19 protein-coding genes and 1 riboswitch are annotated in these 23,544 nt (G+C 72.7%); of the genes, 12 read left to right on the top strand and 7 right to left on the bottom strand.

Annotated elements, in window-relative coordinates; genetic code table 11:
* Positions 1-33 precede the first annotated feature (33 nt).
* The 4 genes from OHB41_RS13200 to OHB41_RS13215 form a co-directional block, all read right to left on the bottom strand.
* The gene (locus OHB41_RS13200) at positions 34-837 is read right to left on the bottom strand and encodes an enoyl-CoA hydratase/isomerase family protein (protein WP_266698170.1); all 804 of its coding nucleotides are present in this window, start codon (positions 835-837) and stop codon (positions 34-36) included.
* 136 nt (positions 838-973) lie between these two features.
* Positions 974-1,195, bottom strand: a complete 222-nt coding sequence (locus OHB41_RS13205) for a helix-turn-helix domain-containing protein (RefSeq protein ID WP_006123601.1) — start codon at positions 1,193-1,195, stop codon at positions 974-976.
* Positions 1,196-1,591: 396 nt separating this feature from the next.
* The gene (locus OHB41_RS13210; RefSeq protein WP_266698172.1) at positions 1,592-3,190 is read right to left on the bottom strand and encodes an ABC-F family ATP-binding cassette domain-containing protein; all 1,599 of its coding nucleotides are present in this window, start codon (positions 3,188-3,190) and stop codon (positions 1,592-1,594) included.
* 91 nt (positions 3,191-3,281) lie between these two features.
* Positions 3,282-4,094 carry a PQQ-binding-like beta-propeller repeat protein gene (locus OHB41_RS13215; protein WP_266698174.1) on the bottom strand — a complete coding sequence of 271 codons (813 nt, stop codon included), beginning with the start codon at positions 4,092-4,094 and terminating at the stop codon, positions 3,282-3,284.
* 314 nt (positions 4,095-4,408) lie between these two features.
* Between OHB41_RS13215 and ypfJ the strand changes: the two genes are divergently transcribed.
* On the top strand, positions 4,409-5,299 hold the full coding sequence (gene ypfJ, locus OHB41_RS13220) for a KPN_02809 family neutral zinc metallopeptidase (protein ID WP_266698175.1): 891 nt from the start codon (positions 4,409-4,411) through the stop codon (positions 5,297-5,299).
* A 95-nt stretch (positions 5,300-5,394) separates the two neighbouring features.
* On the top strand, positions 5,395-5,808 hold the full coding sequence (locus OHB41_RS13225) for a VOC family protein (RefSeq protein WP_266698177.1): 414 nt from the start codon (positions 5,395-5,397) through the stop codon (positions 5,806-5,808).
* A gap of 61 nt (positions 5,809-5,869) precedes the next feature.
* On the opposite strand, the gene OHB41_RS13230 is transcribed toward OHB41_RS13225, so the two are convergent.
* From OHB41_RS13230 to OHB41_RS13240, 3 genes are all read right to left on the bottom strand, one after another.
* The gene (locus tag OHB41_RS13230; RefSeq protein ID WP_266698179.1) at positions 5,870-7,279 is read right to left on the bottom strand and encodes a hypothetical protein; all 1,410 of its coding nucleotides are present in this window, start codon (positions 7,277-7,279) and stop codon (positions 5,870-5,872) included.
* A 269-nt stretch (positions 7,280-7,548) separates the two neighbouring features.
* Entirely contained in the window at positions 7,549-8,676 is a 1,128-nt protein-coding gene (locus OHB41_RS13235; RefSeq protein ID WP_266698180.1) for an alpha/beta hydrolase family protein, read from the bottom strand.
* A 189-nt stretch (positions 8,677-8,865) separates the two neighbouring features.
* A complete protein-coding gene (locus OHB41_RS13240) occupies positions 8,866-9,603 on the bottom strand; it encodes a class II aldolase/adducin family protein (RefSeq protein ID WP_266698181.1) in 738 nt (245 codons plus the stop codon).
* Positions 9,604-9,799: 196 nt separating this feature from the next.
* Here OHB41_RS13240 and OHB41_RS13245 point away from each other — a divergent pair, with 196 nt between their 5' ends.
* The 10 genes from OHB41_RS13245 to cobI all read left to right on the top strand — a co-directional run bounded on the left by OHB41_RS13245 (position 9,800) and on the right by cobI (position 23,542).
* Positions 9,800-10,549 (top strand): lysozyme, encoded by a 750-nt coding sequence (locus tag OHB41_RS13245; RefSeq protein ID WP_266698182.1) that lies wholly within the window; start codon positions 9,800-9,802, stop codon positions 10,547-10,549.
* A 179-nt stretch (positions 10,550-10,728) separates the two neighbouring features.
* Entirely contained in the window at positions 10,729-11,973 is a 1,245-nt protein-coding gene (locus OHB41_RS13250) for an inorganic phosphate transporter (protein ID WP_266698183.1), read from the top strand.
* Positions 11,974-11,985: 12 nt separating this feature from the next.
* A complete protein-coding gene (locus OHB41_RS13255) occupies positions 11,986-12,210 on the top strand; it encodes a hypothetical protein (RefSeq protein ID WP_266698185.1) in 225 nt (74 codons plus the stop codon).
* 188 nt (positions 12,211-12,398) lie between these two features.
* Positions 12,399-12,539, top strand: a riboswitch (cobalamin riboswitch).
* A gap of 107 nt (positions 12,540-12,646) precedes the next feature.
* Positions 12,647-13,618, top strand: coding sequence for a cobalamin biosynthesis protein (locus OHB41_RS13260; protein ID WP_266698186.1), 972 nt, complete (start codon positions 12,647-12,649; stop codon positions 13,616-13,618).
* Positions 13,615-15,123: a cobyric acid synthase gene (locus OHB41_RS13265; RefSeq protein WP_266698188.1), complete on the top strand. Its 1,509-nt coding sequence runs from the start codon at positions 13,615-13,617 to the stop codon at positions 15,121-15,123. The genes OHB41_RS13260 and OHB41_RS13265 overlap by 4 nt, the downstream gene beginning before the upstream one ends.
* Positions 15,120-18,773: a cobaltochelatase subunit CobN gene (cobN, locus tag OHB41_RS13270; protein WP_266698190.1), complete on the top strand. Its 3,654-nt coding sequence runs from the start codon at positions 15,120-15,122 to the stop codon at positions 18,771-18,773. Before OHB41_RS13265 ends, cobN begins: the two co-directional genes overlap by 4 nt.
* Positions 18,770-20,797, top strand: a complete 2,028-nt coding sequence (locus OHB41_RS13275) for a putative cobaltochelatase (RefSeq protein ID WP_266698191.1) — start codon at positions 18,770-18,772, stop codon at positions 20,795-20,797. The genes cobN and OHB41_RS13275 overlap by 4 nt, the downstream gene beginning before the upstream one ends.
* Complete coding sequence (gene cobO / locus OHB41_RS13280; protein WP_266698192.1) at positions 20,797-21,396, top strand: cob(I)yrinic acid a,c-diamide adenosyltransferase; 600 nt, start codon at positions 20,797-20,799, stop codon at positions 21,394-21,396. Before OHB41_RS13275 ends, cobO begins: the two co-directional genes overlap by 1 nt.
* Positions 21,390-22,814, top strand: a complete 1,425-nt coding sequence (locus OHB41_RS13285) for a cobyrinic acid a,c-diamide synthase CobB (protein ID WP_266698194.1) — start codon at positions 21,390-21,392, stop codon at positions 22,812-22,814. Before cobO ends, OHB41_RS13285 begins: the two co-directional genes overlap by 7 nt.
* Complete coding sequence (gene cobI, locus OHB41_RS13290; protein ID WP_266698196.1) at positions 22,811-23,542, top strand: precorrin-2 C(20)-methyltransferase; 732 nt, start codon at positions 22,811-22,813, stop codon at positions 23,540-23,542. Before OHB41_RS13285 ends, cobI begins: the two co-directional genes overlap by 4 nt.
* The last annotated feature ends 2 nt before the right edge of the window (positions 23,543-23,544 follow it).

The raw sequence follows: 23,544 nt of genomic DNA on the forward strand, positions 1-23,544 counted from the left end.
GAGCGGCCCCCCGTGACCGCCGCCGGAGGACGGTCAGTCCCCCACGCCGGCGAGGTCCCGCAGTCGCCGGGCCTGGGCGGCGCGCTCGGCGCGGCGCTGCTCCTCGTACGTGCGCTCCCGCGCCCCCCGCAGCAGCGCCTTGGTCTCGATGACGGCGTCGCGCGGCGCAGAGAGCAGGGCGGCGGCGAGGTCCCGTACCGCGTCGTCGAGCTGTCCCGCCGCGACCGCGAGGTTGGCGAGACCGGTGCGCTCGGCCTCCTCGGCCGCGACGAAGCGGCCCGTCGCGCAGATCTCGAGCGCGCGGGCATAGCCCACCAGACCGACCAGCGGGTGCGTCCCCGTGAGGTCGGGCACGAGCCCGAGGCTGGTCTCGCGCATGGCGAACTGCACGTCGTCGGCGACGACGCGCAGGTCACAGGCAAGGGCGAGCTGAAACCCGGCTCCGATGGCGTGCCCCTGCACGGCGGCGATGGACACGACGTCGCTGCGCCGCCACCAGGTGAACGCCTCCTGGTACTCGGCGATGGTCGCGTCGAGGTCGGCATCCGTGCCGCGCGCGAGGTCGATGAACGACGGTTCGCCGTCGAAGCCCTCGGGCGTGAACGCCTGCCGGTCGAGCCCTGCCGAGAACGACTTGCCCTCGGCACGCAGCACGACCACCCGGACGGTGCCCGGCAGTGACCGTCCGGCCTCCGTCAACGCCCGCCACAGAGCGGGACTCTGGGCGTTGCGCTTGGCCGCGTTGGTCAGCGTCACCGTGGCGATCGCGTCGTCGACGGTGAGCCGTACGCCGTCCTTGTCGAGTACGGGGTCGAGATCCTTGTCGAGCGAAGCCATGGGCTGCCTCCGATGGGTGCGGTCGGATCAGGCGCGCACCCACAGGGGACACGCCTAAGTGACTGCACAGTAACCACCCGGTCGATCACCCGACCGACCGGGTGGCCACCACCGAAGCCGATGGGGACGCCCGGCCTCAGGCCGAGGCGGCCTTCTTGCCCCTCGTCGCTCCGCCACGCCCACGGAGCGTGACTCCCGACTCGCTGAGCATCCGGTGCACGAAGCCATACGAGCGGCCGGTCTCTTCGGCCAGCGCTCGGATGCTCGCACCGGAGTCGTACTTCTTCTTCAGGTCTGCCGCGAGCTTGTCGCGCGCGGCGCCGGTTACCCGGCTGCCCTTCTTCAGAGTCTCGGCCACCCGTGCCTCCTCATGGGAAGTGCGCTCTGGACTTCTCATGATCACCCCTCAAGGGCTTCATGGCCAGCCATTCGGCAAGGTCCGTGAGACAAGGTTTTGACGACAGGAGCCCGTCCCCACGAGTGGAATAACAGGTTCCGCGCTGGTCCGTCCGTACGGCCGAACGGGTTCTTCGGCAAAGTGCCAGGTCAGCGACGCACAATGGCCGAGCCCTTGTGAACAAAGGACTCGGCCGCGAATTCGATGTAGGACACACTTCGGTACGAGGAGATCTCACACAGATGATGGATCACGGATCGGCCGAATGATCCATACGCAGTGGATCAGCCATTCGATCACGTCGTGCTGACGGCGGCCCCGGGGCTGTCCATGCGGTCCCCGGGGCCGTACGAGGGCTCAGGCGAGTGCGACGAGGTCCGCGTAGTCGGCGCCCCACAGGTCCTCGACGCCGTCCGGCAGCAGGATGATCCGCTCCGGCTGGAGCGCCTCGACGGCGCCCTCGTCGTGGGTGACGAGGACGACGGCGCCCTTGTACGTGCGCAGCGCGCCGAGGATCTCCTCGCGGCTGGCCGGGTCGAGGTTGTTCGTCGGCTCGTCGAGGAGGAGGACGTTCGCGGAGGAGACCACCAGGGTCGCGAGCGCGAGTCGGGTCTTCTCGCCGCCGGAGAGCACGCCGGCCGGCTTGTCGACGTCGTCGCCGGAGAACAGGAACGAACCGAGCGTCTTGCGGACCTCGACCAGGTCCAGGTCGGGGGCGGCGGAGCGCATGTTCTCAAGGACCGTGCGCTCGGGGTCGAGGGTCTCGTGCTCCTGCGCGTAGTAGCCGAGCTTGAGGCCGTGGCCCTCGATGACGTCTCCGGTGTCGGGCTTCTCGGCGCCGCCGAGCAGGCGCAGCAGCGTCGTCTTGCCCGCGCCGTTCAGGCCGAGGATGACGACGCGGGAGCCCTTGTCGATGGCCAGGTCGACGTCGGTGAAGATCTCCAGGGAGCCGTACGACTTCGACAGGCCCTCGGCCATGAGCGGAGTCCTGCCGCAGGGCGCGGGCTCCGGGAAGCGGAGCTTGGCGACCTTGTCGGAGGCCCGGACGGCCTCGAGGCCGGCGAGCAGCCGGTCGGCGCGCTTGGCCATGTTCTGCGCGGCGACGGTCTTGGTGGCCTTGGCGCGCATCTTGTCGGCCTGCGCGTTCAGCGCCGCGGCCTTCTTCTCGGCGTTCTGCCGCTCGCGCTTGCGGCGCTTCTCGTCGGCCTCGCGCTGCTGCTGGTAGAGCTTCCAGCCCATGTTGTAGACGTCGATCTGGGCGCGGTTGGCGTCCAGATAGAAGACCTTGTTGACGACCGTCTCGACGAGGTCGACGTCGTGGGAGATCACGATGAACCCGCCGCGGTACGTCTTCAGGTAGTCACGGAGCCAGACGATCGAGTCGGCGTCGAGGTGGTTGGTGGGCTCGTCGAGCAGCAGCGTGTCGGCGTCGGAGAACAGGATCCGGGCCAGTTCGATACGGCGCCGCTGGCCGCCGGAGAGCGTGTGCAGGGGCTGGCCGAGCACGCGGTCGGGCAGGTTGAGCGCCGCGGCGATGGTGGCGGCCTCGGCCTCGGCGGAGTACCCGCCCTTGGTGAGGAACTCCGTCTCCTGGCGCTCGTACTGCCGCATGGCCTTGTCGCGGGTGGCTCCCGAGCCGTTGGCGATCCGCTGTTCGTTCTCCCGCATCTTGCGCAGCAGGGTGTCCAGGCCGCGCGCGGAGAGGACGCGGTCGCGGGCGAGCACGTCGAGGTCGCCGGTGCGCGGGTCCTGCGGCAGGTAGCCGACCTCTCCCGAGCGGGCGACGTTGCCGGCGGCGGGCATGCCCTCCCCCGCGAGGACCTTGGTGAGGGTCGTCTTGCCGGCGCCGTTGCGCCCGACCAGGCCGATGCGGTCGCCCTTGGTGATGCGGAAGGTGGCGGACTCGATGAGAATGCGGGCGCCGGCGCGCAGCTCGATACCGGAGGCGGAGATCACGGACAGACTCCTGGGCAGGGTCGTTGGCGGGGTGGGCGGCTGAGGACGTTCCCGCCGTCTAATGCGCGAGGAGAATGGCCATGGGCCAAGTCTAACGGGGCGGTGCAACCACTTTTCCTGGGCGCGGAGGTTCGGCACCGTGACGCTCGCCCCGCTGTCCGTTGCCCAGCGGCGCGCGGTGCGGGGCGACGACGCCCAGGTCGTCCACCGCGACGAGCCCGGCCGTCCAGCGGTCCTCGGCGGGGCAGGGCCGGGCGATCAGGAGCACCGCGCCGTGACGAACGGCACGTGCGGGCGCGAAGCGGCAGCCGGGTCGGGCGGGCAGGATCCAGCGCAGATCGCCGTCGGCGACGCGGTAGACGGCGACGCGCTCGGGGGTGATCACGGCGAGCATGCCGTCGCCCAGGAGCCGCAGCACGCCGGCCGCCTCGTGGTCCGCGAGCCAGCGGGCGGTTCCGGGCAGCGCCCGGTGCCGGCGGACGGCGCTCCCGTCGCGCCGGGTGGTGTCGGTGACCAGCCCGTCGCCCCAGAGCGCGATCGCGTCCCCGCGCGCGGGAAGCACGGCGAGCGGGCGGTGGCCCTGGCGCGCGTACGTCCAGCGGGCGCGGCCGGTCGCCGCGTCGTAGGCCTCGACGGTGGCGCCGGTCGTCCGCAGCGGGGGCCTCGACGGCAGCGGCGTGTCCTGTGGGTGCTCCCCGCGCGCGTGGAGCACGAGCCGGTCTCCGTAGGGGGCGGGACGTGCCTGGTGGGCGACGGCGAGCAGCAGCGCGACGGCGACGAGGAGCAGCCCGCGAGCCGTACGGCGGCGGACCGCGGGGGTAGGCGGCTCGGGAAGCGTTCCGCCGGCGCCCGCCGGGGCGGGCCGAGCGGACCCAGCCGTCCATGCGGATCCAGCGGTCTGCACAGGCCCGGTGGTCTCTCCGGTTCCAGTGGTCTGCACAGGCCCAGTGGTCTCTCCAGGTCCAACGGTCCGTGCAGGCCCAACGGTCCGTCCGGACCGCGTCGTCCCGACCGGCACAGTGACCACCCCTGCCCCCTCCTTCACCCCTGCCCGGGCTCCGGCGCAGAGCGTAGGCGTGTCCCGGCGGGGCCTCGCGGGGACACGGGGCCTGCGGAGGTCCCCCGTTCGGCCCTCCGTCCGGAGCCGGGGGGCCGGGCGCGTACGAGGATGGCGGCACCGATCGACACACGCGGCCGTACGCGGAGGATGGTGCGCCCATGCAGTTCGACGACGACGCCGACCTGGACACCTCCGAGGTCCAGGACGAGCGCGGCAGCCGGATCCCCGGCGGCCGGGCGACCGTCGGCGGCGGCATCGCCGGCCTGGTCGCGCTGCTGCTCGGGCTGTTCTTCGGAGTGGGACCCGACCAGCTCGGACTCTCCTCCGGCGACGACCAGCCCGCGGCGACCTCCTCCTCACTCGACCAGATCAAGGAGACGTGCCGGACGGGGCGGGACGCGAACGCCAAGGAGGACTGCCGCGTCGTGGCCGTGGTCAACAGCGTGCAGGACTTCTGGACACAGGAGTTCGCGCGGCGCGACGGCGTGTACACCCGCTCGCCGACCGTCTTCTTCAGCAACCGGGTGGCCACCGCCTGCGGCACCGCGACCTCGGCCGTCGGGCCGTTCTACTGCCCCGCCGACCGCAAGGTCTACGTGGACCTGGGCTTCTTCGACGACCTGCGGACCAAGTTCGGGTCCAGCGGCGGTCCGTTCGCGCAGGCCTACGTGGTGGCGCACGAGTACGGCCACCACGTGCAGGACCTGATGGGGACGCTGGGCCGGGCCCAGGACGGTGTCTCGGGCGCGACCAGCAACTCGGTGAAGGTGGAACTGCAGGCCGACTGCTATGCCGGGGTGTGGGCGCACCACGCGACGACGACGAAGGACCCGTCGACGGGCAGGCCGCTGCTCAGCAGCCTCACCGCGGCCGACATCCGCGACGGGATGGACGCGGCGGCGGCCGTGGGCGACGACCGGATCCAGCAGAGGTTCCAGGGGCGGGTGACGCCGGAGACCTGGACGCACGGCTCGGCCGCGCAGCGGCAGCAGTGGTTCTACCAGGGTTACCGCACCGGCGACATGGCGCAGTGCAACACCTTCCGCTGACGGCCCCGTCCCGCTCGTGGGGGCGTTGTCAGTGACCGGTGCGAGACTGTGGGGCAGGTCACATTCCGGCGGCGGGACGAGAAGGAGTGGTCGGTATGACGGGTATGGGCGGCGGACGTCCGAGCATCTACCCGACACTGCTGTACGCGGACGCGAAGGGGGCGATCAGGCAGCTCACGGAAGCCTTCGGCTTCACCGAGCTGTCGGTGTACGAGAGCGAGGACGGCACGGTGATGCACGCCGAGCTGGTCCAGGGCGGCGGAGCGGTGATGCTCGGCTCCAAGGGCCGCGGCGGCGTCTTCGACACCGCGATGAAGGACGCCGGCCCCACCGGGGTGTACGTGGTGGTGGACGACGTCGACGCACACCACCAGCGCGCCGTGGACCACGGCGTGGAGATCCTGATGCCCCCGACCGACCAGGACTACGGCTCGCGGGACTATCTCGCCCGCGACGCCGAGGGCAACGTCTGGAGCTTCGGCACGTACGCGCCGGAGACGGGCGCCTAAGGGCTGTCCCGTAATCCCCGGTGGGCGGGCGCTGGGGCGGGCACGGCCTGAGCGCCGCCCTTCAGCTCCCCCCGGTGTGCACCTGGAAGGCGGCCCGGCGGACGGCCTTGGCGAGCGCCGGGTCCGGGTGCGCGGCCGCGAGCGCGACCAGGACCTGGACGGTGCGGGGGTGGCCTACGGCGCGCACCTCGTCGAGGAGCGCGGGCACGGTCGGCTGCACGGCGGACTCCAGGTGGCGCACGAGGAGCGGTGCCTCGCCGTGGTCGGCGACCGCGGCGGCGGTGTCGACCCACAGCCAGGTGGACTCCTCGCGGGTGAGGACCTCGTGGGCGTCCTCGGGGTCGTGGCCGTCGTGCTCGGCGAGCCACAGCAGGGCGTAGGGGCGCAGCCAGCTCTCGTCGGCCACGGAGCGCACATCGGGCTCGGCCGGGGCGCCGACCACCCGCAGTGCCTCGAAGGCGAGGCCGCGGGTGAGGGCGTCCTCGCCGCGGGCGGCCTCCAGGAGCTCGGTGACGGCGCTGCCGACGGGGCGGGCGGCGAGCCAGGCGCGGTACTCGGCGCGGGCCGCGTTGGGGCGCAGTTGGGCACAGCCGCGGAGCATGTCCGCGGCGGGCTGCTCGATGTTCCCGGCGGGGCTCTGCGCGGCGACGCAGATCTGCTCCAGCTTGACCCAGACCGCCCAGCTGCCGAGCGGGGTGAGGGTGGCCTGTCCGTCGGCGCAGGTGAGCGCTCCCACGGCGGCGAGGGCGTGCAGGGCCCAGTCGAGGAGAGGGGCGAGCGGGGCGTCCGGGTCCGGGGGCGCGGCGGTCTCCGGGGCGGGCTCCGGCTGGGGGCCGTAGGGGATTTCGCACCGCTCGGTGCGCAGCTCCGTGACCCGCTGTTCGAGGAGGTCGAGGAGCTGCTCCACGGGGACGGGCCCGGCGGAGAGCTGGAGGAAGGAGAGCACCTGGGGCATCGCGGAGACGACCTCGGCGACGGCGGACGCCTCACGGTCCGCGGGCTCCGGATGGGCGAGCGACCAGGCGTCGAAGAGGGCGACCCAGCCGCGCAGGACGGCGCTGTCGTCGCGGTTCCAGGCGCGCAGACGCCAGCCGGGGCGGGCGATGTCGCCGTGCACCTCGACGAGGCCCGCGAGGCGGGCGGTGTCCCAGTCCGCGCGGACCTGAGCCGGGGTCAGGCCCAACTCCTGGGCGGCCCGTTCGGCGGTTGACGCGGAGAGTGTGCCCTTGCCGTCGGGGGTCGCGCCGTCGCGCCCCGGGCCGAGCAGGGAGTCGGCCCAGCGGGCGACGCGGGCCGCGTCGGCGAGGCCGGCACGTGCCATGCGGGCGAGTTCCGCCGGCGGCGGGGTGCCCTCGGGGGGCCGGGGTGCGGGTCGGCGCGAGCTGCGCTGGGTCACCGCTCGGGGGGCGGCAGCCAGGGGCCGCGGGCGGACGAGTCGGAGCCTGGAGTCGCGCGGGTTACGGGACGTCACAGGTGCAGTCTTCCGGTTGGCGGTCCGAAAACCCAAACGGAATGTCACAGCAGGCGACAGGGGTGGCCAATGCACGGGGTTTTGCGGGGGCTCGACATGTGTACGCGGGGCCCCGCGCGAGTTGACCCGATCCGAACCGGAAGCGTGCCGGTGCTTCGTCGGAGCGCCGTACGAAAGGGGCGGCACGGCACGGCGCTCCCGGACCCCGTGCGGGAGGAGCGGCGCTGTGCGCCGGAGCGGTCGCGGGGCCTCGTGCGTGAGGCCGGCCCCTACATCAGGGGGGTCAGGAAGCGGCGGAGGACCTCTTCGTACTCCGTGGGGTCGGCGTTCCACAGGGCGCCGTGCGGGGCCTGCGCGACCGTGTGCAGGGTGACCAGGTCCGGGCGGCGCCGGGCGAGACGGCGCGAGGGTCCCCAGGGGGCGAGGACGTCGTCCGGGCCGTGCAGCACCAGCGTCGGCACGTTGAGCCGGTCGGGATCGGCGGCCTGCCAGGTGCGGTCGCCGTGCAGTCCGGTGCGGCCCTGGGCGGCCCGGACCGCGAGCGGCAGCAGGGCTCTCGGGGTGTGGCGGGCGGTGGCGAGGGCACGCAGCGTGGCTTCCCAGTCGAGGACGGGGGAGTCCAGGACCAGCCCGGCGATCCGGTCCCGCAGGGCGGAGTGGGTGGCGGTGCGCAGGGCCATGGTGGCGCCGGTGGACCAGCCGTACAGGACGACCTGCGCGGCGCCGTAGCGGATCGCGTAGCGCAGCGCGGCGTCCAGATCGCGCCACTCGGTCTCGCCGAGGTGGCCGAGGCCGTCCGGGGGACGGGGGGCGCCGACGTCTCCCCGATAGGCGAGGTCGAGGACGGGGAGCCTGCTGCGGTGCAGGAACTCCATCACGTTCATCGGGAGTTCCCGGGTGGCACCCAGGCCGTGCACGGTGATCACCCAGGTGTCGCGGACGCCGGGCACGAACCAGGCGGGCAGCGGACCGAGCTCCCCGGGCACGTCCACGTCGGCGTGGTCGAGGCCGAGTGCGGTGCCCGGGTTGCCGACGTACAGGTTGGGGGTGAGCCAGACCCGGTCGCCGGGTCGCAGGGTGCCGTGGGTGACGCGTTCGAGGCGGCGTACGACCGTGTCGGCGCTGTGGGGCGCGTTCTCCAGGACCGGGCCGACGACCGCGTGCGAGCCGTCGCCGGCCAGTCCGTACGTTCCCGGTCGCCGGGAGGCCAGGGCGCGGGTGAGCGTGATCCGGCCCGGGGCCGTGGCGTGCACGGTGAGCCGTGGCTCGGTGGGCAGGGGCCTGCCGGGCGGCGCCTTGAGCGCGGCGTCGCTGGCGAACCGTCCCACCGCCACGGAGGCCGCGCTCGCGGCCAGGGCTACGGTGACGGCCGCGGCCGTCGCTTTGGCAGTACGCACGGATTCAGTCTCACGGCGCATCCCGTTGTCGGCCAGTGGGCGCGCGGCCCGACGACTCCGCCGTCCGGGCACGGCGAGGGGCGTCTCGCGCGGCCGTGGGGGGGGGAGGGGCTCGCTCCGCGGCGACGGTCGCGGAACGGACCTGCCGTCCCGCGACCGTCACGGAACTGGCCTGCCGTCCCGCGACCGTCACGGGACGGACACACCGTCCGCGCCGGGGCCGGGCTGACCGTACCCCCGCAGTCGCTCCCCCGCCTCCTCCAACTGTTCCCGCGACAGCAGCGCGGGCGAGAGTCCCGGTACGGACGACGCCAGGAGCCACACACGGGACATCCACTCCAACTGGGCGGTGCGGTCGTACGCCTGGTCCAGGGATTCGCCGTGGGCGACGGTGCCGTGGTTCTGGAGGAGACAGGCCGTGCGCCGGGTCAGCGCCTGAAGCATGTTCTCGGCCAACTCGGGGGTTCCATATGTGGCATAAGGGGCAACACGGACGGGTCCACCGAGGGCGCCCGCCATGTAATGGATCAGGGGAAGTTCCGTCACGAGCGTCGACACCGCCGTCGCGTGCGCGGCGTGGGTGTGGACGACGGCGCGCGCGTCGGTGGCGCGGTAGACCGCCAGATGCATCGGCAGTTCGCTGGTCGGACGGAGAACACCGAGGGTCTGCCGGCCGTCGAGGTCGACCGCGACGGCGTCGTCGGGCGTGAGCCGGCCGTAGGGCACTCCGGTCGGCGTGACCAGGACCGTGTCGCCGACCCGTACCGAGACGTTGCCCGAGGTTCCGACGACCAGCCCGTCGGCCACCGTCCGGCGGGCCGTCGCGACGAGTTCGTCCCACGCGTCGGCCACCTCCCGCGTCCGCGCACCGCGTGCGCCCTCCCCCACGTCCCGCCCGACCCGCGCGTCCCGCCGCCGCTCCGCCATGCCCGCGATCCTGTCAGCACGGACGTCAACCGGGTGGCGGCGAGGGCACTTCAGGGCGGAAGACGTACGTCCGTAAGGGTTCATATACGGACACATCACCTCTTTGAATCTATTGGTTGGCGATCGACATGTATTGAATGATCTTCCACTAACCTCTGGGGGATTTACCGTGCACGACGCCATTCCGGGGGGAAACATGGCCCGTGGTCACCAACCGTTCCGTCGCCGCGCCCGCGCCCTCGCGGCCGCGGCCGCCCTGGCGGCGCTCGCCGCCACCGGAGCCGCGCTCGCGGGTACGCCGGCCGCCGCGACCGGTGCGCCCAGAGGCCATGACGTCTCCTCGCACCAGAAGAACGTCGACTGGCGGGGCGCGAAGGCGAAGGGCGCCCGGTTCGTCTACGTGAAGGCCACCGAGTCCCACACGTACCGCAACCCCTATTTCGACCAGCAGTACAACGGGGCGTACGACGCGGGGATCCTCCGCGGCGCCTACCACTTCGCACTGCCGGACAAGTCGTCCGGCGCCACCCAGGCCGAGTACTTCGTACACAACGGGGGCGACTGGCAGGCCGACGGCCGGACCCTGCCGCCGGCGCTCGACATCGAGTACAACCCGTACAGCAAGCACAAGTGTTACGGCATGAGCAAGGCCGGACTCGTGAGCTGGATCCAGGACTTCAGCGACGAGCTCGAACGGGAGACGGGCCGCCGACCGGTGATCTACACGACCGCCCACTGGTGGGACACCTGCACCGGCGACAGTCGCGCCTTCGCCGCGGACCACCCCCTCTGGCTGGCCCGCTACGACGCACCGGACGCCGGCGCCCTGCCGGGCGGCTGGTCGTCCTGGACGTTCTGGCAGTACGACAACAACGGGACCCTGCCGGGTGACCAGAATCTCTTCCACGGATCCATGGCCCGGCTGAGGATGCTCGCGAAGGGCTAGCGGAGCCCGATATTCCGCCTTCGTTCGAACCACGGGCCACCCCTCCGGCATCCACGCCGGCGCAAGCGGAGGGGCGATCCGTGGTTCGATACACCCCTAAGCCTGCCTCAGTTCATCTTCCGTTCACTCAGGTTGCCTACGGTCCACTTGCCACTGACGTCAAACAGAAGCCTGGGTAAATGGAACACATCACGCTCCTCCTCGGAATCGTGATCGTCACCGCTCTCGTGTTCGATTTCACGAACGGTTTCCACGACACTGCCAACGCGATGGCGACGACCATCTCGACCGGCGCTCTGAAGCCCAAGACGGCGGTGGCCATGTCCGCCGTGCTGAATCTCGTCGGTGCGTTCCTCTCCGTGGAGGTCGCCAAGACGATCTCCGGCGGACTCATCAACGAAGAGGGCATACGCACCGAAGTGATCTTCGCGGCGCTCGTCGGCGCCATCCTCTGGAATCTGCTGACCTGGCTCCTGGGTCTGCCCTCCAGTTCCTCCCACGCACTGTTCGGCGGCCTGATCGGCGCCGCGGTCATGTCGGCCGGCTGGTCGTCGGTGAACGGCTCGACCGTCGTCACCAAGGTGCTGCTCCCCGCGGTCGCCGCGCCCATCGTGGCCGGACTCGCCGCGATGCTGGCCACCCGGCTGACGTACCGGATCGGCAACCGCGCCGACCCGAAGGCGACCGCCAAGGGCTACCGCGCCGGTCAGATCGCCTCGGCCGGCCTGGTCTCGCTGGCGCACGGCACGAACGACGCCCAGAAGACGATGGGCATCATCACCCTCGCCCTGGTCACCGGCGGCGTGATCGCCCCCGGCTCGAACCCTCCCACCTGGGTCATCGTCTCGGCCGGTACCGCCATCGCGCTCGGCACCTACCTGGGCGGCTGGCGCATCATCCGCACGATGGGCAAGGGTCTGACCGACCTCGCGCCGCAGCAGGGCTTCGCCGCCCAGACCAGCGCCGCGACGGCCATCCTGGCCTCCTCGCACATCGGCTTCTCCCTCTCCACCACCCAGGTCTGCTCGGGTGCCGTGATGGGCTCGGGCCTCGGCCGCAAAAACGGTGTCGTCCGCTGGTCGACCGCGACCCGGATGTTCGTCGCCTGGGGCCTGACCCTGCCGGCCGCCGGCCTGGCCGGTGCCGCCGCCGAGTTCCTGACCAAGCAGGGCACCTGGGGCATCGTCCTCACCGGCGCGCTGCTGGTCGCCGGCGCCGGCGTCATCTGGAGGCTGTCCCGCCGTCAGCCGGTCACCGTCGACAACGTCAACGAGGCCGCCGCCGAGCCGGCCGGCATCGTCACCACCGCGATGGCCGCGGTCACCCCGCCGCCCGCGGGCCCCGTCACCGGAGACCTGTCCGGTGATCTGAAGACCACCATCCCGTCCCCGGACGCGGAGCCCACCCGCCCGGCCACGGTGTAAGGACAGAACAGCATGAACATCGACTGGGCAGCCCTCGGCTCCGTCTTCGGAGTCAGCCTCGTGGTCACCGTGGCCCTCGTCGGCCTCTTCACCCTCGGCATCGTCGGTCTAACCAAGCGCGAGTCCGCGTCCGCCCAGGGCGGTTCGGCCGCTCTCGCGGTCACCGGCGCCTACGTCTGCTTCGCCGCGTGCGCGGCGGCGGTGGCGTACGGGATCTTCCTCATCGTCGGCAAGTGACCGCGCACGGGTGACCGCGCTCCGGCAAACAGCTTGAAACGGGCATCACTTCACGTGGGGTGCGGGACGGATCACCGTCCCGCACCCCACGCGTATGTCGTCCCGCACCTCACGCGCACGCCCTCCACCGCCCCGCGCCATGTGGGCCTTCGCACACTCTCCCCTCGCAGGTCAACGGCAAGTTGACGGGTCCTGCAACCCGTGGTGGACTGCCGGAGCCAAGTACGGCGACAGAAGAGGAAGCCGGTGTGAATCCGGCGCGGTCCCGCCACTGTGACCGGGGAAGGAACTCCCCGGGAGCCAGGAACTCTCACCGCCGGTCTCGTCGAACCAGGGCGCGGACACCCTGAGTGAGGACATATCGCCATGCGCGGCTGCCCGTTGCGGGTCTTGATGAGTACGAGGGTTCCACTTCACCCCACGGCGGGCTGACCCCGTGCGTGCCGATCGCGTCTTCGCGTACGGCGCCGCCACCGGCCTCCTCGGCGACCTGCTGCTCGGCGATCCCCACCGGGGTCATCCGGTCGCCGCGTTCGGGCGGACCGCGGCGGCCGTGGAGCGGATGCTGTGGCGGGACCACCGCGGATGGGGAGCGCTGCACACCACCGTCTGCGTCGGGGGCGCCGGTGCGCTCGCCGCGCTCGCGAGCCGTGGCGTACGACGTTCCCGTACCGCCTCCATCGCCCTGACCGCCGCCGCCACTTGGGCCGTCGTCGGGGGCACCTCCCTCGGGCGCGAGGCGCGGGCGATCGGTGCCGCGCTCGACGCCGGTGACGTCGGGGCCGCCCGCGCGCGGCTGCCGCACCTGTGCGGGCGCGACCCCCAGTCGCTGGACCGCGACGGCATCGCGCGGGCCGTCGTCGAGTCCGTCGCCGAGAACACCTCCGACGCCGTGGTGGGCGCCCTGGTGTGGGGAGCCGTCGGCGGTGTGCCCGCACTGGTCGCGTTCCGCGCCGTGAACACGCTCGACGCCATGGTCGGGCACAGATCCGCCAGGTACCTGCGCTACGGCTGGGCTTCCGCCCGTCTCGACGACGTCGTGGGCTGGCCGGGAGCACGGCTGACCGCGGCGCTCGCCACCGTCGCCGGCGACGACCCGCGCGGGGCGGCGCGCGCCTGGCGCACCGACGCCCGCCGGCACCCGAGCCCCAACGCCGGGCCCGTGGAAGCCTCGTTCGCCGGATCGCTCGGGGTACGGCTCGGCGGGACCCTCTCGTACTCCGGCCGCGTCGAGCACCGGCCCGTCCTCAACGACGGGGGGCGTGCCGTGCGCGTCGGCGACATCGAACGGGCCGTACGGCTGTCGCGGCGCGTCGGCTGGCTCGCCCTCGGCGTGAGCGCCGCGGGGCGGCTGCTGGCCGGGCGGCTGCTCAGCAAGGGACCTCTCACGAAGGGGCGTACGACATGAGTGGCGGTCTCCTCGTCGCCGGAACCACCTCCGACGCCGGCAAGAGCGTCGTGACCGCCGGGATCTGCCGGTGGCTGGTGCGGCGGGGCGTCAAGGTCGCGCCCTTCAAGGCGCAGAACATGTCCCTGAACTCCTTCGTGACCCGCGAGGGCGCGGAGATCGGGCGCGCGCAGGCCATGCAGGCGCAGGCCGCCCGGGTGGAACCGACCGCGCTCATGAACCCCGTCCTGCTCAAGCCGGGCGGCGACCGGAGCAGTCAGGTCGTGCTCATGGGCAGGCCGGTGGGCGAGATGACCGCCCGCGGCTACCACGGCGGCCGGCAGCGACAGCTCCTGGGCACCGTGCTGGACTGCCTCGCCGAGTTGCGGGGCACGTATGACGCGGTGATCTGTGAGGGGGCCGGCAGTCCTGCCGAGATCAATCTGCGGCGGACCGACATCGTGAACATGGGGATCGCGCGCAACGCGCGGCTGCCCGTGCTCGTCGTCGGCGACATCGACCGCGGCGGCGTGTTCGCCTCGTTCTTCGGGACGGTCGCGCTGCTGTCCCCCGAGGACCAGGAGTTCGTCGCCGGGTTCCTGGTCAACAAGTTCCGCGGCGACGTCGGCCTGTTGGAGCCCGGGCTCGACATGCTGAAGGACCTCACCGGACGCCGTACGTACGGCGTCCTGCCCTTCCGGCACGGCCTCGGGATCGACGAGGAGGACGGCCTGCGTGTGTCGCTGCGGGGTGCCGTGCGGGAGTCGGCGGTCGCCGAGCCCGCCGGCGAGGACGTCCTGCGCGTCGCGGTCTGCGCGGTCCCGCTGATGTCCAACTTCACGGACGTGGACGCGCTGGCCGCCGAACCCGGCGTCGTCGTGCGGTTCGTGGACCGGGCCGCGGAACTGGCCGACGCCGACCTGGTCGTCGTGCCCGGGACCCGGGGCACCGTGAAGGCGCTGGCGTGGCTGCGCGAACGGGGCCTCGCGGACGCGATCGCCCGCCGGGCCGCCGAGGGCCGCCCGGTACTGGGGATCTGCGGCGGCTTCCAACTCCTCGGGGACCACATCGAGGACGAGGTCGAGTCGCGGGCCGGGCATGTCGACGGGCTCGGACTCCTCCCCGTCCGGGTGCGGTTCGCGCGGCAGAAGACCCTCACCCGCCCGTCCGGCGAGGCCCTCGGCGAACCCGTCGAGGGGTACGAGATCCATCACGGCGTCGCCGAGGTGACCGGTGGCGAGCCCTTCCTGGACGGGTGCCGGGTGGGTGCCGTCTGGGGTACCCACTGGCACGGCTCGCTGGAGTCGGACGGCTTCCGGCGTGCCTTCCTGCGCGAGGTGGCGGCCGCCGCGGGCCGCCGCTTCGTACCGTCCGCCGACACGTCGTTCGGGGCGCTGCGCGAGGAGCAGCTCGACCGGCTCGGCGATCTGATCGAGGAACACGCGGACACGGACGCGCTGTGGCGGCTCATCGAGTCGGGCGCGCCGCAAGGACTGCCTTTCATTCCACCGGGAGCGCCCGCATGAGCACAGTGTTGTTGTTGTCGACCGCCGACACCGATCTGCTGGCGGCCCGGGCCTCCGGCGCCTCGTACCGGATCGGCAACCCGACCCGGGTGGAGGTGGGTGAGGAACTCCCCCGGCTCGTCGAGGGCGCGGACGTCGCCGTCGTCCGGCTGCTGGGCGGCAAGCGTGCCTGGGAGGACGGGCTCGCCGTGCTCAAGGCGTCCGGTGTCCCGACCGTGCTGCTCGGCGGCGAGGCCGTCCCCGACGCCGAGTTGATGGCCGAGTCGTCGGTGCCGGCCGGTGTGGTGGCCGAGGCGCTGCGCTATCTGGTCGAGGGCGGTCCCGAGAACCTCACCGAGCTGGCCCGGTTCCTCTCCGACACCGTGCTGCTCACCGGCGAGGGCTTCGAGGAGCCGCGCGAGATGCCCGAGTACGGCATCCACGGCGAGCGCCCCTTCGTCGAGGGCCGCCCGACCGTCGGTGTGCTCTTCTACCGCGCCCACCAACTGGCCGGCAACACGGCCTTCGTCGACACGCTGTGCGACGCGATCGAGGCGCGCGGCGCCAACGCGCTTGCCGTGTACTGCGGTTCACTGCGCGGCGCCGACAACGGCCTGTACGAGATCCTCGGCAGGGCCGACACGCTGGTCGCCACCGTGCTCGCGGCGGGCGGCACGCACGCCTCGGAGGCGTCCGCGGGCGGCGACGACGAGGCCTGGGACATCGGCGCGCTCGCCGATCTCGACGTCCCCGTGCTGCAGGGGCTCTGCCTGACCTCGTCGAAGCGGGCCTGGGACGAGTCGGACGCCGCCCTCTCCCCCATGGACGCGGCGATGCAGGTCGCCATCCCGGAGTTCGACGGGCGACTCATCACCGTGCCGTTCTCCTTCAAGGAACAGGGCCCCGACGAGGTCCCGGTGTACGTGGCCGACCCCGAGCGGTCCGCGCGCGTCGCCGGGATCGCCGTACGGCACGCCCTGTTGAGGCATAAGCCGAACGCGGAGAAGAAGCTCGCGCTCGTCTTCACCGCGTACCCGACCAAGCACTCACGGGTCGGCAACGCGGTGGGCCTCGACACGCCCGCCTCGGCCGTACGGGTGCTGGACGCGCTGCGCGACGCCGGGTACGCCCTCCCCGAATACCCCGACAACGGCGACGAGTTGATCCACCGTCTCATCGCCGCCGGCGGCCATGACGTCGAGTGGCTCACCGAGGAGCAGCTGGCCTCCGCACCGGCGCGGGTACCGCTCGCCGACTACCGCGCGTGGTTCGACCGGCTCGACCCCGGGCTGCGGAACGGCATGCTGGAGGCGTGGGGCGAGCCGCCGGGCAACCTGTACGTGGACGGCGACGACATCGTGCTGGCGTCCCTGCGGTTCGGGAACGTCGTCGTGATGATCCAGCCGCCGCGCGGCTTCGGCGAGAACCCGATCGCGATCTACCACGACCCGGACATGCCGCCGTCGCACCACTACATGGCGGCCTACCGCTGGCTGGAGAACAGCTTCGGCGCGGACGCCGTCGTGCACATGGGCAAGCACGGCACGATGGAGTGGCTGCCCGGCAAGGGACTCGGGCTCAGCGGCGGCTGCGCGCCCGACGCCGTGCTCGGCGAACTCCCGCTCGTCTACCCCTTCATCGTCAACGACCCGGGCGAGGGCACCCAGGCCAAGCGGCGCGGGCACGCCACCGTCGTCGACCACCTGGTGCCGCCGATGGCACGCGCCGACACCTACGGCGACCTCGCCAAGCTGGAGCAGCTCCTCGACGAGTACGCCCTCGTCTCCGACCTGGACCCGACGAAGGCCCCGGCGGTCCGCGCGCAGATCTGGACGCTGGTCAAGGCGGCCGAGCTCCATCACGACCTGCACGTCGACGACCAGCCGGACGACGGCGACTTCGACGCGTTCGTGATGCACATCGACGGCTATCTCTGCGAGATCAAGGACGTGCAGATCAGGGACGGCCTGCACGTCCTGGGCGGCGGCCCGGAGGCCGAGCCGCGCGTCAACCTGGTCCTGGCCGTGCTGCGCGCCTCCCAGGTGTGGGGCGGCGCCGCGAACGCGCTGCCGGGTCTGCGGGCCGCCCTCGCCGAGCACTTCGGTCTGTCCGAGAAGGAGTTGCTGGGCGAGCCCGGCGCGCCGGTGAAGGTGCCGGTGGAACTGACGGACCTCGTCGGGGGCCCGGCGCGGACGGGCGCCGACGCGATCGACCTGCTGGAGCAGCTGTGCCGCCGCGCGGCCGAGGGCATGGAGGAACGCGGCTGGGACGGCGCGGCCGTGCCCGCGCTGGTGCGCGAGGTGCTGGGCACCGAACTCCCGGACGCCGTCGCGGTGCTGGAGTTCGCCTGCCGCGAGGTCGTGCCGCGACTGGCCAGGACGACGGACGAGATCACCCACATCCTGCGTGCCCTGGACGGCGGTTACGTCCCGGCCGGTCCGTCGGGCTCGCCGACCCGTGGACTGGTGAACGTCCTGCCGACCGGCCGCAACTTCTACTCGGTCGACCCCAAGGCGATTCCCTCCAGACTCAGTTGGGAGGTCGGGCAGTCGCTCGCCGACTCGCTGGTGCAGCGGTACCTGCAGGACACCGGCGCGTACCCGAAGTCCGTCGGTCTGACGGTCTGGGGCACGTCCGCGATGCGCACCCAGGGCGACGACATCGCGGAGATCCTGGCGTTGCTGGGCTGCCGCCCGGTCTGGGACGACGCCTCGCGCCGGGTGACCGGTTTCGAGATCGTCTCCGCCGAGGAGCTGGGCCGGCCGCGCATCGACGTCACGGTGCGCATCTCCGGCTTCTTCCGGGACGCGTTCCCGCACGTGGTCGGCCTCATCGACGACGCGGTGCGGGCGGTGGCGGAGCTGGACGAGCCGGCCGACCTCAACTACGTCCGCGCGCACGCCGACGAGGACACCGCCGAGCACGGCGACCGGCGGCGCGCCACCTCGCGCATCTTCGGCTCCAAGCCGGGTGCCTACGGGGCCGGTCTGCTGCCGCTGATCGACGCCCGCAACTGGCGCTCCGACGCGGACCTCGCCGAGGTGTACGCGGTGTGGGGCGGCTACGCCTACGGGCGCGGCCTGGACGGCCGGGCGGCGCGCGGCGACATGGAGACCGCGTTCCGCCGCATCGCGGTGGCGGCGAAGAACGTCGACACCCGCGAGCACGACCTCGTCGACGCGGACGACTACTTCCAGTACCACGGTGGCATGGTGGCCATGGTGCGCCATCTGACGGGCGCGAGCCCGGAGGCGTACGTCGGTGACTCGGCCGTGCCCGACCAGGTGAGGACCCGCACCCTCGGCGAGGAGACGCACCGTGTCTTCCGCGCCCGGGTGGTCAACCCGCGCTGGATGGCGGCGATGCGCCGGCACGGCTACAAGGGGGCCTTCGAGATGGCGGCGACCGTCGACTACCTCTTCGGCTACGACGCCACGGCCGGGGTCGTGGACGACTGGATGTACGAGAAGCTCAGCGCGAAGTACGTCTTCGACGCGGAGAACCAGGACTTCATGAAGAAGTCCAACCCGTGGGCGCTGCGCGGGATCACCGAACGCCTCCTGGAGGCCGCCGACCGGGGGCTGTGGGCCGAGCCGGACGCGGACACCCTGGAGCGGCTGCGCGCCACCTATCTGGAGCTCGAAGGCGACTTGGAGGGCGACGACCAGTGAGTACCCCGTTCCCGTTCACGGCCGTGGTCGGCCAGGACGACCTGCGGCTCGCGCTGCTGCTGAACGCCGTCTCACCGGCGGTGGGCGGTGTGCTGGTCCGCGGCGAGAAGGGCACCGCCAAGTCCACGGCCGTGCGCGCGCTCTCCGTGCTCATGCCGGAGGTGGACGTCGTCGCCGGGTGCCGTTTCTCGTGCGATCCGGACGCGCCGGACCCCGCGTGCCCGGACGGGCCGCACGACGGCGGCCCGTACGTGTCGCGTCCGGCCCGTACGGTCGAGCTGCCCGTCGGCGCCTCCGAGGACCGGCTCGTCGGCGCGCTCGACATCGAGCGGGCGCTCGCGGAGGGCGTGAAGGCCTTCGAGCCGGGCCTGCTGGCCGACGCGCACCGCGGGATCCTGTACGTGGACGAGGTCAACCTCCTCCACGACCACCTGGTCGACCTGCTGCTGGACGCGGCGGCGATGGGTGCGTCGTACGTCGAGCGGGAGGGCGTCTCCGTACGGCACGCGGCCCGCTTCCTGCTCGTCGGCACCATGAACCCCGAAGAGGGCGAGCTGCGGCCGCAGTTGCTCGACCGGTTCGGGCTGACCGTCGAGGTCGCGGCCTCCCGTGAGCCCGACCAGCGGGTCGAGGTCGTCCGGCGCAGGCTCGCCTACGACGACGACCCGGACGGCTTCGCCGCGCGGTGGGCCGACGAGGAGTCCGCGGTACGGGCCCGGATCGCGGCGGCGCGCGCGCTGTTGCCGTCGGTGCGGCTCGGGGACGCGGCGCTGCGGCAGATCGCGGCGACCTGTGCGGCGTTCGAGGTGGACGGTATGCGGGCCGACATCGTGATGGCCCGGACCGCGACCGCGCTGGCCGCCTGGGCGGGGCGCACCGAGGTGCTGCCCGAGGACGTACGGCAGGCGGCGCTGCTCGCGCTGCCGCACCGGCGCCGGCGCAACCCCTTCGACGCTCCGGGGCTCGACGAGGACAAACTCGACGACACGCTGGAGGAGTTCGGCGGTTCCGACGACGATCCGCGACCCGACACGGACACGGACCCCGACCCCGACCCGGACGGTCCCGGCGGGGGCGGGCAGCCGCCGCAGGACGGGCCGGAGGGCGACGCGCCCGCCGGTGACGTGCCGGCGCGGGGCGAGCCCTCGCAGGACGGGCGGGCACCGGCCGCGCAGGGCGCCGGTGAGCAGTCCCCGGTACGGGCCGCCGAGCCCTTTCGCACGAAGGTGCTGAGTGTGCCCGGTCTCGGCGAGGGCGCCGCGGGCCGGCGTTCCCGGGCGCGGACCGAGCACGGCCGGACGACCGGCTCGCGGCGGCCCCGGGGCACGCTCACCAAGCTGCATCTGGCCGCGACCGTGCGGGCGGCGGCGCCGCACCAGCGGGCGCGTGGACGCTCGGGTCCCGGTCTGGTCGTACGACGGGACGATCTGCGCCAGGCCACCCGTGAGGGGCGGGAGGGCAACCTGGTGCTGTTCGTGGTGGACGCCTCCGGGTCGATGGCGGCGCGGCAGCGGATGGGCGCCGTGAAGGGTGCGGTGCTGTCGCTGCTGCTCGACGCCTACCAGCGGCGGGACAAGGTGGGTCTGGTGACCTTCCGCGGCTCCGCCGCCGAGGTCGCACTGCCGCCCACCTCCTCGGTGGACGCGGCAGCCGCGCGGCTGGAGTCGCTGCCCACGGGCGGGCGGACGCCGCTCGCGGCCGGGCTGCTGCGCGCGCACGAGGTGCTGCGGGTCGAGCGGCTGCGGGACGCGGCGCGCCGGCCCCTGGTCGTCGTGGTGACCGACGGACGGGCCACGGGCGGCCCCGAACCGGTCGCGCTCGCGGGGCGCGCGGCGCGGCTGTTCGCGGCCGAACAGCTCGCCTCCGTGGTCGTCGACTGCGAGGCGGGGCCGGTGCGGCTCGGGCTCGCGGGGCGGCTCGCGGACGACTTGGGCGGGACGGCGGTGACGCTGGACGAGCTGCGCGCCGATTCCATCGCCGGGCTCGTGCGGGACGTGCAGGGAACTTCGAGGAGGGCCGCGTAATGCCGCAGGGGCAGCCGAGTGTCGTACCCGACGACGGACTGACGACTCGTCAGCGGCGCAACCGGCCACTGCTCGTGGTGCACACGGGTGTGGGCAAGGGGAAGTCCACCGCCGCCTTCGGGCTCGCGCTGCGGGCCTGGAACCAGGGGTGGCCCATCGGGGTGTTCCAGTTCGTCAAGTCGGCGAAGTGGAAGGTCGGCGAGGAGAACGCGCTGCGGGTGCTGGGCGCCAGTGGTGAGGGCGGTTCCGTCGACTGGCACAAGATGGGCGAGGGCTGGTCCTGGGTGCAGCGCGACTCTCAGATGGACAACGAGGAGAAGGCCCGCGAGGGCTGGGAGCAGGTCAAGCGGGACCTCGCGGCCGAGACGTACCGGCTGTACGTCCTCGACGAGTTCGCCTACCCCATGCACTGGGGGTGGGTGGACGTGGACGAGGTGGTCGCCGTGCTGCGCGAGCGGCCCGGGACCCAGCATGTCGTGATCACCGGACGCAACGCCCCCGAGAAGCTGGTCGGAGCCGCCGATCTCGTCACCGACATGTCGAAGGTCAAGCATCCGATGGACGCCGGCCAGAAGGGCCAGAGGGGCATCGAGTGGTGACGTCCGTCCCCCGGCTGGTCATCGCCGCGCCCTCCTCGGGCAGCGGCAAGACCACCGTCGCCACGGGGTTGATGGCGGCCTTCGCCGCGCGGGGGCTCACCGTCTCCCCGCACAAGGTGGGGCCCGACTACATCGACCCCGGGTACCACGCGCTCGCGACCGGGCGTGCGGGGCGGAACCTCGACGCGTACCTGTGCGGCACCGAGTTGATCGCGCCGCTGTTCGCGCACGGGGCGCGGGGGTGCGATCTGGCCGTCGTCGAGGGCGTGATGGGGCTCTACGACGGGGCGGCCGGCCAGGGGGACCTGGCGTCCACGGCGCAGGTGGCGAAGCTGCTGCGGGCGCCGGTGGTGCTGGTGGTCGACGCCTCGTCGCAGTCGCGGTCCGTGGCCGCGCTGGTGCACGGGTTCGCCTCCTGGGATCCGGAGGTGCGGGTCGCGGGGGTGATCCTCAACAAGGTGGGGTCCGACCGGCACGAGGAGATGCTGCGGGAGGCGCTGGACGCGTCGGGGGTGCCGGTGCTCGGTGCCCTGCGGCGTGCACCGCAGGTGGACACGCCTTCCCGGCACCTGGGGCTGGTGCCGGTCGCCGAGCGGCGCGCGGACGCCGTGGACGCCGTGGCGGCGATGGCCGCGCAGGTGCGGCGCGGGTGCGATCTGGACGCGTTGTTCGCGTTGGCGCGTGGTGCGGGTGAGTTGTCCGGTGCGGTGTGGGACGCGGCTGAGGCCGTCGTGTCCGCGTCCCCTCGGAAACCGGACGGGCCGCGGGAGCGGACACCGGCCGGGGCAGAAGAGCGTGGGACAGGCCCGCTTGGGGCGCCGCGCGTCGCTGTCGCCGGAGGGGCCGCCTTCACCTTCTCCTATGCCGAGCATGCCGAGCTGCTCGTCGCCGCCGGGGCCGAGGTCGTCGTCTTCGACCCCCTGAGGGACGAACAACTGCCGGAAGGGACCCGCGGGTTGGTCATCGGTGGCGGGTTTCCGGAGGTGTACGCGCCCGAGTTGTCCGCCAACGAGCCGTTGCGCAAGGCCGTGGCCGAGCTGGCGTTCGGCGGGGCGCCCGTCGCCGCCGAGTGTGCCGGACTGCTGTATCTCGCGCGCGAGCTCGACGGACAGCCGATGTGCGGGGTGCTCGATGCCAGGGCCCGGATGGACGAACGGCTCACCCTGGGCTACCGGGACGCCGTGGCAGTCTCCGACAGCGCGCTCGCCGCGGCCGGTACCCGGATGCGCGGGCACGAGTTCCACCGGACGGTGGTGGAGCCCGGTGCCGGGGCGGCTCCCGCCTGGGGGGTGCGCGGCCCGCGACCGCGCGTAGAGGGTTTCGTACAACAAGGTGTGCACGCGAGTTATCTGCACACGCACTGGGCGTCCGGACCCGGTGTCGCCCGTCGGTTCGTGGAGAGGTGCCTGACGTCATGAGCAGCAAGCTGATCGGAGTCGGCGTCGGCCCCGGAGATCCGGAGCTGGTGACCGTCAAGGGCGTCAACGCACTGCGTGCCGCCGAGGTGGTCGTGGTGCCCGTCATGGACACCGGGGAACGCGGGCGCGCCGAGGCGACCGTGCTGCACTACGTGCCCGCGGAGAAGGTCCTGCGGATCGTGTTCGCGCTCAACGAGCGGACCGACCGGACGCGCCGCGAGGCCGCCTGGGACGCCGCGGGTACGCGGGTCGCGGAGCTGCTGGAGCGGCACACGACCGTCGCCTTCGCGACCATCGGCGACCCCAACGTGTACTCGACCTTCACCTATCTCGCGCACACCATCGGCGCGCTCGTGCCGGGGACGGAGATCGAGACCGTGCCCGGCATCACCGCCATGCAGGACCTCGCCGCCCGCTCGGGGGCCGTGCTCACGGAGGGGACCGAGCCGCTCACCCTGGTACCGGTGACGGCCGGGGCCGCCGTGCTCAAGGACGCCCTGAGCGGTCCCGGCACGGTCGTCGCCTACAAGTTCGGACGGCAGGCGCACGAGGTCGCCCGGGCGCTGCGGGAGACCGGGCGGATCGACGACGCCGTGTGGGGTTCGGCGCTCGGCCTGGAGGACGAGTCCATCCGGCCCGCGGCCGACCTGGACGGCGAGCCGCTGCCGTATCTCTCCACCCTCATCGCGCCCGCCCGGCGGGACGGCGGACGCGGCGGAAAACTGTGAGC

The sequence above is a fragment of the Streptomyces sp. NBC_01571 genome, from assembly GCF_026339875.1.
In the GTDB taxonomy this organism is placed as follows: domain Bacteria; phylum Actinomycetota; class Actinomycetes; order Streptomycetales; family Streptomycetaceae; genus Streptomyces.